The sequence below is a fragment of the Pseudomonas sp. M2(2023) genome (genome assembly GCF_030263955.1).
GTDB lineage: Bacteria > Pseudomonadota > Gammaproteobacteria > Pseudomonadales > Pseudomonadaceae > Aquipseudomonas > Aquipseudomonas asiatica.
In genome coordinates, this window is sequence record NZ_CP127114.1 from 2862864 (window position 1) to 2875589 (window position 12726).

The following is a 12726-nucleotide window of genomic DNA, read 5'->3' on the forward strand; positions in this document are numbered from 1 at the left end:
GGTAAAGCGTTGGAAGCACGGCGGTTCATGGGGTACGGCGCAGCACCTCGCGGGCACGTGGCTGGCGCAGCCTCAGCAACCCATGGCTCAGCAGGCCGAACAGCAGGCCCCAGAACGCTGCCGACAGGCCCAGGAAGGCCACCCCCGAAGCGGTGACCAGAAAAGTGAACAGCCCGGCATCGCGCTCGTTTGGTTCCGCCAGGCTGCGGGCCAGGGCTTCGCTGATGGCGCCATACAGGGCCAGCCCGGCCAGGGCGGCGATCAGGGCGGCGGGGAATGCTGCAAACAGCGACATCAGCGTGGCCCCGGCGATCCCCAGCAGCAGGTACAGCGCACTGCCAGCAACCGCCGCGACATAGCGCCGCCGTGGGTTTTCATGGGCCTCATGACCGGTGCACAGGCTGGCGGTGACCGCCGCCAGGTTCAGCCCGTGGCAACCGAACGGCGCCAGCGCGGCACCGGCCAGGGCGCTAGCGCTGATGATCGGGCTGGCCGGCGTGGGGTAGCCGGCGTTGCGCAGTACTGCCATGCCCGGCATGAACTGCCCGGTAAGGGCCACCAGCACCAGCGGCAGTGCCAAGCTGAATACCGCTGCCAGGCTGAACTGCGGGGTGACCCACTGCGGCGACGCCAGTTCCAGCACCAATGCCTCGCTGCGAAACGCCCCGCTGGCCACGGTCACCAGCGTGCCCACGCACAGCACCGCCGCCACGGCGTAGCGCGGCTGCACCCGGCGCATCAGCACGTAGGTGACGAACATCGCCAGTACCAGCAGCGGTTGCACCGGCAAGGCGCGGAACACCTCGATGCCGAAGCTGAACAGGATGCCGGCCTGCATGCCGGCGGCGATGGAGCCCGGCAGCCGCGCGATGATGCGGTCGAAGGCCCCGCTGATGCCGATCAGCAGCAGGACCAGGTTGGCTACCAGGTAGGCGCCAACGGCCTGTTCCAGGCCCAGTTGCGGCAAGGCGGTGACCAGCAGCGCCGAGCCAGGGATCGACCAGGCGATCACCACCGGCACCCGGTAGCGCAGGCTGAGCAGCGCGCCGAGTACGGCACTGCCCATGGACACTGCCCAGACCCAGGAGGACAGTTGCCGATGGGACAGGCCGGCGGCTTCTGCGGCGTGGAAGATGATCACCAAGGGGCCTGCGTAGGAGATCATCGTGGCGATGCAGCCGGCGACGATGGCGGACAGCGAACTGTCCTTGATCAGGGTTTTCATGGCACCTCTCGCAAGGCATCTGGCCGGGCTAGGTGACCGGCTCTTGTTCTTGTGTTGCCTTCTTCGCGGGTAAACCCGCTCCCACAGGGACTACACAGGTTCCAGCATTTGCGCCGTACCTGTGGGAGCGGGTTCACCCGCGAAGAAGCCAACTGGGTGGATCAGGCCTCTTGCAAAGCCCGCGGCCGCCCACTGCGCTGCTCATCGGCACCGCCCCGGGCCTGCTGCAACTGGAAGTCGAATTTCAACTCGGCATGTCGCCCCGCCTCGCCCTCGACGAACACCACCTCGCCCACCAGCCCATCCCGCGTGGCATAGGCAAAGTCATCCCACAGGTATTTGTCTCCGGCCAGGTTGATCTGCGTGGTCAGGTGTCGGTACCCCGGTGCCGAGATGAAGAAGTGCACATGCGCCGGACGCTGGCCGTGACGGCCGAGCAGGTCCAGGCACTCCTGGGTCGGCCCCTGTGGATCGCAGCCATACCCGGACGGCACGATGGAGCGCGCGCGGTAACGGCCTTCGCCATCGGTGATGATGCGCCGACGCAGGTTGTACTCGGACTGGCTCTGGTCGAAGAACGAATAGGTGCCACGGGTATTGGCATGCCACAGGTCAACCGTGGCCCCAGGCAACGGCCGTCCTTGTGGGTCGAGCACCTGGCCCTCGAGGTACATCGGCGTGGCCACGCCCTCCTCGCTACCGTCATCCATGCGTACTTCACCTTCGGCGATCGGCGCGCCGGCCACGTACAGCGGGCCTTCGATGGTGCGTGGAGTGCCGCCGACAAGGCCTGCCTGCTGGTCCTTGGCATCCTGCAGCAGGTCGAGGAAGTGCTCGATGCCCAACCCAGCCACCAGCAACCCGGCCTCGCCGCGGCCACCCAGGCGGTTGAGGTAGTCGACGGCATGCCAGAACTCGTCTTCGCTGATTTCCAGGTCTTCGATCAGCCGCGCGGTGTCTTGCAGCACGCGTTGCACGATGCGCTTAAGGCGCGGGCTGCCGGCATCGTTGCCAAAGCCTGCGGCCTCTTCGAAGAACTGCTGTACCTCGGCAGTGTGGGAAATTTTCACGGTCATGGTGGTTTACCTCATGTTGTTTTTCTGAAGTTACGCCTGTGCCGCAACCGCCTGGGCGTGCCGACGGCCGCTGGCCAGGTGCACGGCCATGGCCAGCGCGGCAATTGCGCCAGGGATGGCGAAAGCAATGAAATTGAGCTGCAGGGGCAGGTTGATGCCCATCAGCGCACCACCCAGCAGCGGGCCGACGATGGCGCCGTTGCGGCCGATGCCCGAGGCCCAGCCCAGCCCGGTGGAACGCACCGATAGCCCGTACAGCTGGGCGGCGCCGGCATACAGCAGGATCTGCGTGCCGATGGTGGTGGCGCCGGCAATGAAGATCAGCAGGTACAGCACCGGCATCGAGCTGTTGACGCCCAGCAGGCTGATCGACAGCGCGGCGGCGATGAAGAACGCCACTTTGACTTTGACCAGGCTGTAACGGTCGCCCAGCCAGCCACCGAGAATCGCCCCGGCCATGCCACCGAAGTTCAGCGCCAGCAGGAACGACAGGCTCGAGCCCAGGCTGTAGCCGGCGTTGGCCATCAGCTTCGGCAGCCAGGAGCTGAGCGCGTAGACCATCAGCAGGCAGCAGAAGAACGCCAGCCACAGCGCCAGGGTGCGAATGGCCAGGCCGTTGCGAAACAGTTCCAGCACCGAAGCCCCGCTGCCTTTGCGGTCGGCCGCCTGCAGCACATCGTCCGCCTGCACGTCGCAATCCGGGTCCAGCCGCTTGAGCAGCTTGCGGGCCTCGTCGGTACGGCCCTGGCGTACCAGGAAACCGATCGATTCAGGAAGGTAGTACAGGATTACCGGCAACAACAGTAGTGGCACCGCTGCGGCGAAGAACATCGATTCCCAGCCGAAACGCGGCAGCATGAAGATGCCGACACCCGCCGAGAGCATGCCGCCCAGCGAGTAGCCGCTGAACATGATCGCTACCAGCGTGCTGCGCAGGCGCTTGGGCGCGTACTCGTTCATCAGTGCCACGGCGTTGGGCATCAGGCCGCCACAGCCCAGGCCGGCAATGAAGCGGTAGATGCCGAACTCGCTCGGGCTGCTGGCAAACCCGTTGAGGATGGTTGCCCCGGAGAACAAGGCAAAACAGATGGCGATGCCCTTCTTGCGCCCGATGCGGTCGGCCAGGCTGCCGAACGCCAGGGCGCCGAACATCATGCCGAACAGCGCATAGCTGCCCAGTGCACCCGCCTGCAACGGGGTCAGGCCCCACTCTTTCATGATGACCGGCAGTACCACGCCGTAGATGAACAGGTCATAGCCGTCGAAGATCAGCAGCAGGCCGCACCAGGCCATGACCATCCAGTGGAACGGGGTAAAGCGCGCATTATCGATGATCGGGTGTACGTCAAGGGTTCGCATGGCATCTGTCGCTCTTGTTTTTGTTGTGGAAGAAAGCTTTTTGCCTTGGGGTGTCGCTCAGCCGAGGTCGCCGCCCCCTACCGGCAAGGTCACGCCGGTGATGTACGAGGCTTCGTCGGAAGCCAGGAACAGGATTGCGCCCACCTGCTCGTCGATGCTGCCGTAGCGGTGCATCAGGCTGCTGTCGAGGGTCTGGTCGACGATCTGCTGGTACCAGTGCTTTTCCTGTTCGGTCTGCTCGGCACTATTGCGCGGCACGCGCCGGGGTGGTGCTTCGGTGCCGCCGGGAGCAGTGGCGTTGACCCGGATGCCCCGGCCGGCGGTTTCGAAGGCCAGGCACGCAGTCAGCGCGTTGACGCCGCCCTTGGCCGCGCCATAGGGCACGCGGTTGACGCCACGGGTGGCGATGGACGAGACGTTGACGATGGCGCCGCTGCCACGTTCGAGCATGTATGGCAGTGCGGCATGGCAGCACCACAGGGTGGGGAACAGCGAACGGCGTACTTCGGCTTCGATCTGGTCCACTTCGTAGTGTTCGAAGGGCTTGGCCCAGATGGTGCCGCCAACGTTGTTGACCAGGATGTCGAGGCGGCCGAACGCTTCAACCGCGTTGGCCATGACCCTGGCGCAGTCACCATATTGTTCCAGGTCGGCGGTGAGGGTGAGCATGCCCTCGCTGGCCAGTTCGTGAACCAGTTCGGAGCGGTCTACCGCAATCACTTGCGCGCCTTCGGCCTTGAGCCGCCAGCACACGCCACGGCCGATGCCCTGGGCGGCACCGGTGACCAGGGCGACCTTGCCTTGGAATCGGTTGTTCATATGCAAATCTCCGCTAGCCCGCGGTCCCTGTGGGAGCGGGTTTACCCGCGAATGCGTCCGACAAGACAAAACCGCTGTACCTGCCGGCCTCTTCGCGGGTGAACCCGCTCCCACAGAAGCGGTGTTATGTTCGGATGAAGGGAATCAGGCCGCCGCCGCGAACTTCTCGTAATAGAAGTTCGCCGGTGTAATGCCCTGCTCGCGCACGTACTGGCTCACCGCCTCGACCATCGGTGGCGGGCCGCACAGGTACACATCCACATCGCCATCGTTGAGGTGGCGCGGTTCGATGTGCTGGGTCACGTAGCCCTTCTGCGGGTACTGGCTGTCGGGGTTGGCCACGCAGGCACTGAAGGTGAAGTTGGGGATGCGCGCCGCCAGCGCCTGCAGGCGGTCGAGTTCGACCAGGTCGAAGTCGTTGGTCACGCCGTAGATCAGGTGCAGTGGGTGCTCGCTGCCCTGCTCGGCGATCTTCTCCAGCATCGCCGTGAACGGCGCCAGGCCGGTACCACCGGCCAGCAGCAACAGCGGGCGCTGGATCGGCCGCAGGTAGAAGCTGCCCAGCGGCCCGGCCAGGGTCATGCTGTCGCCGGCCTTGGCCAGGTTGGTCAGGAAACTGCTCATCAACCCACCCGGCACGTTGCGGATCAGGAAGCTGACCTCGCCGTCCTTCTGCAGCGAGCTGAACGAATAGGCTCGGCTCTGCTCGCTGCCCGGCACCTTGAGGTTGACATATTGCCCCGGCAGGAAGGCCAGGCGGCTGAGGGATTCACCCTTGATCGACAGGGCAATGGTGCTGGCCGACAGTTGGCGGACATCACTGATGGCGGCCTCGAAACTGGCCTGTTCGGTCTTGCACAGCTGCGACGAGGCCGGGATGCGGATGACGCAGTCGCTCTCGGCGCGCATCTGGCAGGTCAGTACGTAACCTTCGGCGATTTCATCTTCGCTCAGGGCATCTTCGATGAAGTTGTCGCCCAGGTCGTAGCGGCCGGACTCGGCCTTGCACTTGCAGGTACCGCAGGCGCCGTCGCGGCAGTCCAGCGGGATGTTGATGCCCTGGCGGTAGGCGGCGTCGGCCACGGTTTCATGGCCGGTGGCCTCGATGAAGCGGGTAACCCCGTCTTCGAAATTCAGTGCGATCTGGTAGCTCATGTTGCACCTCGCGGGCGAGCCGGGCCACGGCACGTCGCAGGACGCACCGGGCAGTGCTCGCAAAACCCTGGATCAGATGTGGTAGATGTCGATGACCTGGCGAACGTAGTCGTTCTTCAGCACCACTTTCTTGGCCTTGATCAGCGGCTGCTCGCCGCGCAGGTCGAGGGTGTAGAAGCTGGTGCCGAAGTAACTGTCGGTGGTCTTGTAGCGGAAGCTCAGGGTGTGCCAGTTGAAGCGCACCTGGCAGCTGCCCTCGCCCTGCTCGACGATCTCGATGTTGCTGATGTTGTGCGAGGTGCGGGTGTCGGGCACGGTCGCACTGGAGCGCTCGGTCTTGATGCGGAACACCCGGTCTTCCAGGCCGCCTCGGTTGCCGTACCAGATCAGCGAGATTTCGCTTTGTGGGTCTTCGGTGAGGGTGTCGTCATCGTCCCAGCTCGGCATCCAGAAGGTGCAATCGCTGGCGTACATTTCCAGCCACTGATCCCACTGGGCGTCATCCAGGTAACGCGCTTCGCGGAAAAGGAAGTCGCGCACGGTTGCATACAGGCTCATTGCACGGCCTCCACGGGGATCAGTTGCTGTTCATCCTTCAAGGCCTGGATCATGGTTTCCTGCCAGTACTTGTGCTGCAGCACGAACAGGCCTTCGTCCTCGGTGCGTACGCCCGACAGCAGCGGCTTGAGTTCGATTTCCCGGGCCGCCTCGTCGGCGCCTTCCACCCAGTGTTCAGCGCCGCGGGACATGTCATTCCAGCCGGTACCGCCGCCGTAGCCGGTCTGGCACGAGCGGAACTCTTCCAGGTCGTCGGGGGTGGCCATGCCGCTGACGTTGAAGAAGTCTTCGTACTGGCGAATGCGCTTGGCGCGGGCATCGGCGCTCTCGCCTTTCGGTGCGATGCAGTAGATGGTGATTTCGGTCTTGTTCACCGAAATCGGCCGGGCGATGCGGATCTGCGAGCTGAACTGGTCCATCAGGTACACGTTCGGGTACAGGCACAGGTTGCGCGAGTTCTCGATCATCCAGTCGGCACGGGCCTGGCCGAAGTCGGCGGCCAGTTGGTCGCGGCGCTCGTAGGCCGGGCGGTCCTCGGGGTTGGCCCAGCGGGTCCACAGCAGCAGGTGGCCGTGGTCGAAGGAGTAGAAGCCCCCGCCCTGCTTGGCCCAGGCGCCAGCGCTCATGGTCTTGATCTCGTCACCCGCCTCGCGCTGCTTGCGCTGGTTCTGGGTGGCGGCATAGTTCCAGTGCACGGAGCTGACGTGGTAGCCGTCGGCGCCGTTCTCGGCGGTGAGCTTCCAGTTGCCTTCGTAGATGTACGAACTGGCGCCGCGCAGCACTTCCAGGCCTTCCGGCGACTGGTCGACGATCATGTCGATGATCTTGGCCGACTCGCCCAGGTGCTCGACCAACGGCTTGACGTCGGCCTTCAGGCTGCCGAACAGGAAGCCACGGTACGACTCGAAGCGTGCCACCTTGGTCAGGTCGTGGGAGCCGTCGCAGTTGAAGCTGGCGGGGTAGCCGGCGTTGCTTGGGTCTTTGACCTTGAGCAGCTTGCCGCTGTTGTTGAAGGTCCAGCCGTGGAACGGGCAGGTGTAGCTGGAGCGGTTGCCGCGCTTGTGCCGACAGAGCATGGCGCCGCGGTGGCTGCAGGCGTTGAGGAAGGCATTGAGTTCACCGTCCTTGTTGCGCGCGATGAAAATCGGCTGGCGCCCCATGGTCAGGGTGAGGAAGTCGTTTTTCTCGGGTATCTGGCTTTCATGGGCCAGGTAGATCCAGTTGCCCTCGAAGATGTGTTTCATCTCCAGGTCGAACAGGCGTGGGTCGGTGAACATCTCGCGCTTGCAGCGGTAGATGCCCTTTTCACGGTCGTCCTCGAGCAAGGCATTGAGGTAGTCGAATCCCAGGGACATGGCCAGGGTCTCCCTTGTTATTGTTTAGACCTGGTCAGGTTAGGGAGACGGCTGGCGGGGGACTATCCGGATTGTGCAGAGCGTTATCCAGTTTGCACAAATTTGCCGTGACTTTGCAAAAGCTAGCATTGACGGCCAGGGTCAGCTTCGAATTTGCTTCTGTAGCGATTGAAGATACTTATCAGCTTCAGCAAGCTTAGTGGCCATTTTAATATTAAGCTCGGACGGATTCTCCTGGACTCTTCTGCGATAAACCGCGGCGTGCCTGCTCACAGCTGCGATATTCAAATCCAAGTTTGGATCCATCACGGGCAGACCCTCACTAAGCCTGTGGACCGTATAACCAAACTTTCGCCCATATTGCTCAGTTATAAAGCCTCTAATTTCGACCTCTGGTTTTGTTTCAGAAATCCGTTGGTTATGTTGTTTTAACTTCTTATCCATGGATGCATTTAAAAAATTTTGGTCCAGCGATCGGCGTTTTTGCAGGGGGCGAAGTTCTACCAGTACAGGAATTTTTGAGCCACGATTCCTTCGGGGAGACAATGCTCTGAGGAAGCGGCTACCTATCCACGACCGACCACTGGGGTCACTCCGATTAATGGGATCGCCCCCACAATAGCTGTAGGCGTTCAGCCCTCCCTCATCATGTGGGCTAAGTGTGTCAGGAGAATTGAACCGCATGCAGATGGGGCTATACGTACGATGACCGTTTCCTAAATGATAGCCTTCGATTGGTCGGTCTTTCCGCTGGCTGTTAAATCGCAATACAGAAGCGCATAACTTGTCACTATCATACCCATACAGTGTGTACTACAAGGAACACAGCTCGCCGCCTTCCAGATATTGTGCTATCGACCCTAGTATATCTGTCCCGTACAATGCGACCTGATGACCATCCCGCTGAGCCAATACACGCCCCGTAGCACGCATTAAGGCCGCCTCCCCCGAACTGCTATGTTTGACAAGCGTAAGGCCTTCCGCAGAATAGAAATACAATTGTTGCTGTAACTTCGCCATGATTGCCACCACTTACCGGTAAAGAGTAAATCGTGGTGTGGGCTCAAAGCACTCGCAACTGGCAAAAATGCTAGGTCCGATGACCAAACGCTATCATTCGCGCCGCTTGAACGTCTGCGAAGGCAGCTCACCAAACTGCTGCCGGTACACCTCCGAGAACCGCCCCAGATGCAGGAATCCGTAATCCAGGGCCAGCTCGGTCACACTACGTACGCCACAAGTCGGGTCGCTCAGGCACGCATGCACCCGCTCCAGCTTACGCTGGCGCACGTAATGCTTTGGCGTGATGCCCAAGTGCTGGTCAAACAACGCATACAACGAGCGCAAGCTCATGCAGGCCTGCTCTGCCAGTACCTCAGCCGACAACTCCAGCTTCAGGTTGCGCTCGATGTAGTCAAGAATGCGCTCAAGCCCCGCTTGCGGCCCGCTCAGGCATTCGCGACGGATATTGGTACTCATCAGGGTCAGCAGCTTGCTGGCGACGATCTGGCTGTAGTGGCCCTGCACCCTGGGCAGCGAATCGCTCACCTCTGCTTCCTGGCAGACCATGGCCAGCAGGTTGACGAACCCGTCCAGCTCGTCCAGCCGGTAATGGTTGCGCAAGAACCGCACCCCGCCCTCGGGTCGGTGCCAGCGCTGTTCGTCGCAGATCGAGTCCAGTAGCCGGGTCGGCACCTTGAGGATGAATTTCTCGCAGTCTTCCGAGTAAGTCAGGTCAACCGGGTCGTCGGGGTTGATCAACAACAGTTCGCCCGGCACCAGGTGGTGCTCGCGCTTGTGCCCACGCCACAGGCAGTTGCCGTTGAGCAGCACCTGCAGGTGGTAGATGGTTTCCAGTGCCGGCGAGGTAACGCGCACGCTGCCACCGTAGCTGATGCGGCACAGGTCCAGCTCAGCGAACTTGCGGTGGCTGAGGCTGGCTTGCGGATGAGTGGTGCGGGACAAACCGATGCAATGCTGGCCTACGTGCTGGTTGACATAATCGGACACAGCATAAGGGTCGGCGTGATGAAACACGCTACTGCGCTCGCTCAGCAGGCGGCTTTCCATAGGCAAGGTTACCCGGATCGTTATTGTTCTGGTTGCCGCATCCTACGGCCCGGCGGGCTGTGGTTGCGGTCGTCACGGTCATTCTATCGAGCCGGCTGCGAGTCGCGGGGGCAGGCGACAACCGGTGGATGGGCACACTTAAGCAAAAAGGCGGGGGTTGGGCAATGCGACCTTGGGAATGGATGGGCGGATAGCGAACAGTAAGGACAGGTCAGTGTTCGTTTATCGAACGGCTCAGGCAACCCGGCACCGCTCACTTCACTGCACCGGCAGGAAGTTCATCAACAGCAGGCTTTGCGCATAATTCAACCCAATTCGTCGATAACGCTCATCCAGCAACTCCGCCAGCAAGTCCAGCCGTGCCACGATCTTGCCGAACTCCACGGCAAAACTCAGGTTGCTGCCCTCTTCCGAGATTTCGTTGGAGAACAACAGCAGCACACCATTGGCATCCTGCCGCTGGCTCAACATCCAGGTGGCCTTCTCGATATTGCGCGCCGCGTTGTTGACGAACAGCGGGTCGATGGTATCGGTCATGTAGAACTCGGTACGGCCGCCGTGCGCGGTAATCAGCATGCTGCCGATGGCGTAAATGAACGCACCGACCCGGTCACCGCGAAACTCGGGGCTCAGGGCGTAGCTCAAGGCTGCCAGGTCGCGACGGTTGCCTAGTTGTGGCAAGGGCTGGCGTTGCTCGATGGCGATACGGATCTGCCGCTCGGCAGTGGCAGCGTCAACGTAGCCGGACAGCTTCCACTGGTTGGGGTTGCGCAGGTACAGCTTGTTCATCAGCAGGTACAAGCTCTGCAGGTTGTCGCGCATGGACAGCGTGGCCAGGCGGTCGACGCTGGTCTGGAACAGTTCGCTGGGCTTGCCGTTGCCGAACTGCTCGAGCACGTCGCGGCCCTGCTGTTGGGTGCAGGCGCACAGGCATGTGAGGGCGCCTGCCATTAGCAGGCGGGGGAAGAATTTTGGCTTGCTTGCAACCATCGGCACCGGGTCGATATTCGGCGGCCGCACCGTGGATCAGTGTGGCCTGGCCATGCATAGAGCCCGGAAATTGGAAAAAGTGCGGTGATCGGGGGTTTTGGATACCTGCGCCGGCCTCTTCGCGGGTAAACCCGCTCCCACAAGATCACCACATATCTTGAATACTGCGCAGTACCTGTGGGAGCGGGTTTACCCGCGAAGAGGCCGGCCCAGGCAACACATGAATCACATGGCGTGACGCAACATCTCCACCACCTGCGCATGCAGCGCCGGGTCGCCACAGGCCACCACGCACCCGCCATTCTGTGCGCTGCTGCCATCCCACGCCGTGATCACCCCGCCCGCCCCTTCGATGATCGGCATCAGCGCCTGCACGTCATATGGCTGCAGGCTCGCCTCGACAATCACGTCGACGAACCCGGAAGCCAGCATGCAATAGGCATAGCAATCGCCACCGTAACGCATCAGGCGCGCCTTGCCGGCAACGGCCTCGAACGCAGCCTTGCGCGCGGCGGTATCGAACATGTCCGGCGTGGTGCACATCAACGTGGCCGAGGCCAGGTCGGCACAGGCACGGGTCTTCAACGGCGCACCGCTGTGCCAGGCGCCTTCCGGCGTTCCGACAAAGCGTTCGCCGGTGAACGGCTGGTTCATCACCCCGACCACCGGGCGGGTGCCGTCGTTCAGCGCAATCAGCGTGCCCCACAGCGGCAGGCCGGTGATGAAGGCGCGGGTGCCGTCGATCGGGTCGAGCACCCAGGTCAGCGGGCTGCTGCCGACTGCCACGCCGGCTTCTTCACCGAGGATGCCGTGGTCGGGATAGCGGGCCTGGATCAGCTCGCGCATGGCATCCTCGGCTGCCTTGTCGGCCACGGTCACCGGGTCGTACAGGCGCCCACCCTTGTCCTCGACGTCCAGGCTGGCGCGAAAGTATGGCTTGATCGCCACGGCAGCGGCATCGGCCAGCTGCTCGGCAAAGGCGCGGAATTCGCCGATCTGTTCAGCACTCAGGGACATGGGGCGGGCCTCGTGAAAATGATGGGGCCCGCATCATACCCGACACGCCGTGCCGCGCCAGCCTCCACCAGGCTGCTCATGCGCCCTGCGCGGTCTAGACTGAACAAGACCAGATCACCGGGGGGCTGCCACACGTGGAGGTGTGAGATGAGCCAGTTCAAGCGTCTGTTCGTCATGCTCGGCCCGCAGATGCGCCACACGCCAGCGCTGCAACGCGCTGCGGCGCTGGCGGAATCCAGCGGTGCGTTGCTGGATATCAACGTGTTCGTCGACGATGTAGACACCTTCGGTTTGATGAGCGATAGCCGCGAGCGGGAACGGCTGCTCAGTGACAACCGCCAATGGCTGGCGGACGAAGCCGAGCAACTTGCCAACGCCGGCCTGGATGTATCTACCGAACTGCTGCTGACCCGCGACCCGCTGAGCAGTGTGCTGGAACGGGTCGAGCGCCTGGGCTGCGACCTGCTGATCAAGGATGTGCAGCACGAACCGGTGCTCAAGCGCCTGCTGGTAACGCCACTGGACTGGCAGTTGCTGAAGGACAGCCCGGTCGCCGTGCACCTAGTCAGCGATATCCGCCTGCCCCTGCCCCGGCAGATTGCCGCCGCGGTGGACCTGAACAGCCATGGCGCAGGCGAGCATCTGGATGAGCAGGTGATCCGCTGCGCCCATGCCCTGGCCCTGCAGTGCAATGCCGAACTGCACCTGCTGCATGTGTGCGACGCGGCCAAGACACACATTGCCGACTTCGGCGCTGGCACGGTGACCATGCCCGGCTTCGATGTCAGCGTGCGCACCGCGCAGCGGGCGGCGTTCAACCGGCTGGGCGACCACCACCAGATCCCGCTGGAGCGCAGGCACTTTCTGGAAGGGGCCGCGATCAAGGCGATTGCCCAGTTCGTCGGCCACAGCCGGGCGGATGTGATCGTGATGGGCAGCCACCGGCATGATGCCATGCAGACGTTCCTGGGCGGGACCACGGCGCATGTGCTGGAACATCCGCTGTGCAATGTGTTGGCGATCAAGGCGGTTCGGTGAGTGCTGGTATACCTGCACCGGCCTCTTCGCGGGTAAACCCGCTCCCACAGGAATTCCACTGACC

Annotated in this window: 12 protein-coding genes; 1 reads left to right on the forward strand and 11 read right to left on the reverse strand. The window is 62.6% G+C overall.

The features are described 5' to 3' along the window. Nucleotides 1-25: 25 nt before the first annotated feature. From QN085_RS13310 to hisN, 11 genes are all read right to left on the reverse strand, one after another. Nucleotides 26-1225 carry a benzoate/H(+) symporter BenE family transporter gene (locus QN085_RS13310; protein WP_013972673.1) on the reverse strand — a complete coding sequence of 400 codons (1200 nt, stop codon included), beginning with the start codon at nt 1223-1225 and terminating at the stop codon, nt 26-28. Between the two features lie 161 nt (nt 1226-1386). After that, on the reverse strand, nt 1387-2301 hold the full coding sequence (catA, locus tag QN085_RS13315; protein WP_023661753.1) for a catechol 1,2-dioxygenase: 915 nt from the start codon (nt 2299-2301) through the stop codon (nt 1387-1389). Nucleotides 2302-2331: 30 nt separating this feature from the next. Then, nucleotides 2332-3660, reverse strand: a complete 1329-nt coding sequence (locus tag QN085_RS13320) for an MFS transporter (protein WP_013972675.1) — start codon at nt 3658-3660, stop codon at nt 2332-2334. 57 nt (nt 3661-3717) lie between these two features. Beyond that, nucleotides 3718-4479 carry a 1,6-dihydroxycyclohexa-2,4-diene-1-carboxylate dehydrogenase gene (locus tag QN085_RS13325; RefSeq protein ID WP_013972676.1) on the reverse strand — a complete coding sequence of 254 codons (762 nt, stop codon included), beginning with the start codon at nt 4477-4479 and terminating at the stop codon, nt 3718-3720. Between the two features lie 144 nt (nt 4480-4623). Continuing rightward, on the reverse strand, nt 4624-5634 hold the full coding sequence (gene benC / locus QN085_RS13330; RefSeq protein WP_013972677.1) for a benzoate 1,2-dioxygenase electron transfer component BenC: 1011 nt from the start codon (nt 5632-5634) through the stop codon (nt 4624-4626). Nucleotides 5635-5706: 72 nt separating this feature from the next. Beyond that, nucleotides 5707-6192 carry a benzoate 1,2-dioxygenase small subunit gene (gene benB / locus QN085_RS13335; RefSeq protein ID WP_013972678.1) on the reverse strand — a complete coding sequence of 162 codons (486 nt, stop codon included), beginning with the start codon at nt 6190-6192 and terminating at the stop codon, nt 5707-5709. Continuing rightward, complete coding sequence (benA, locus tag QN085_RS13340; RefSeq protein ID WP_013972679.1) at nt 6189-7547, reverse strand: benzoate 1,2-dioxygenase large subunit; 1359 nt, start codon at nt 7545-7547, stop codon at nt 6189-6191. The genes benB and benA overlap by 4 nt, the downstream gene beginning before the upstream one ends. 141 nt (nt 7548-7688) lie before the next feature. Beyond that, complete coding sequence (locus QN085_RS13345; protein WP_178119460.1) at nt 7689-8315, reverse strand: RHS repeat-associated core domain-containing protein; 627 nt, start codon at nt 8313-8315, stop codon at nt 7689-7691. 345 nt (nt 8316-8660) lie between these two features. Beyond that, entirely contained in the window at nt 8661-9617 is a 957-nt protein-coding gene (benR, locus tag QN085_RS13350) for a benABC operon transcriptional activator BenR (RefSeq protein WP_013972680.1), read from the reverse strand. Nucleotides 9618-9875: 258 nt separating this feature from the next. Continuing rightward, nucleotides 9876-10607, reverse strand: coding sequence for a hypothetical protein (locus QN085_RS13355; RefSeq protein WP_024087153.1), 732 nt, complete (start codon nt 10605-10607; stop codon nt 9876-9878). Between the two features lie 225 nt (nt 10608-10832). Beyond that, on the reverse strand, nt 10833-11624 hold the full coding sequence (gene hisN / locus QN085_RS13360) for a histidinol-phosphatase (protein WP_013972682.1): 792 nt from the start codon (nt 11622-11624) through the stop codon (nt 10833-10835). Nucleotides 11625-11771: 147 nt separating this feature from the next. On the opposite strand from hisN, the gene QN085_RS13365 reads away from it, so the two are divergent. Then, on the forward strand, nt 11772-12662 hold the full coding sequence (locus tag QN085_RS13365; protein ID WP_013972683.1) for a universal stress protein: 891 nt from the start codon (nt 11772-11774) through the stop codon (nt 12660-12662). Nucleotides 12663-12726 lie beyond the last annotated feature (64 nt).

What these genes read in the sequence shown, in the direction of transcription:
- QN085_RS13310 (WP_013972673.1), bottom strand. Translation starts at nt 1,225, where the DNA reads ATGAAAACCCTGATCAAGGACAGTTCGCTGTCCGCCATCGTCGCCGGC.
- catA (WP_023661753.1), bottom strand. Translation starts at nt 2,301, where the DNA reads ATGACCGTGAAAATTTCCCACACTGCCGAGGTACAGCAGTTCTTCGAA.
- QN085_RS13320 (WP_013972675.1), bottom strand. Translation starts at nt 3,660, where the DNA reads ATGCGAACCCTTGACGTACACCCGATCATCGATAATGCGCGCTTTACC.
- QN085_RS13325 (WP_013972676.1), bottom strand. Translation starts at nt 4,479, where the DNA reads ATGAACAACCGATTCCAAGGCAAGGTCGCCCTGGTCACCGGTGCCGCC.
- benC (WP_013972677.1), bottom strand. Translation starts at nt 5,634, where the DNA reads ATGAGCTACCAGATCGCACTGAATTTCGAAGACGGGGTTACCCGCTTC.
- benB (WP_013972678.1), bottom strand. Translation starts at nt 6,192, where the DNA reads ATGAGCCTGTATGCAACCGTGCGCGACTTCCTTTTCCGCGAAGCGCGT.
- benA (WP_013972679.1), bottom strand. Translation starts at nt 7,547, where the DNA reads ATGTCCCTGGGATTCGACTACCTCAATGCCTTGCTCGAGGACGACCGT.
- benR (WP_013972680.1), bottom strand. Translation starts at nt 9,617, where the DNA reads ATGGAAAGCCGCCTGCTGAGCGAGCGCAGTAGCGTGTTTCATCACGCC.
- QN085_RS13355 (WP_024087153.1), bottom strand. Translation starts at nt 10,607, where the DNA reads ATGGTTGCAAGCAAGCCAAAATTCTTCCCCCGCCTGCTAATGGCAGGC.
- hisN (WP_013972682.1), bottom strand. Translation starts at nt 11,624, where the DNA reads ATGTCCCTGAGTGCTGAACAGATCGGCGAATTCCGCGCCTTTGCCGAG.
- QN085_RS13365 (WP_013972683.1), top strand. Translation starts at nt 11,772, where the DNA reads ATGAGCCAGTTCAAGCGTCTGTTCGTCATGCTCGGCCCGCAGATGCGC.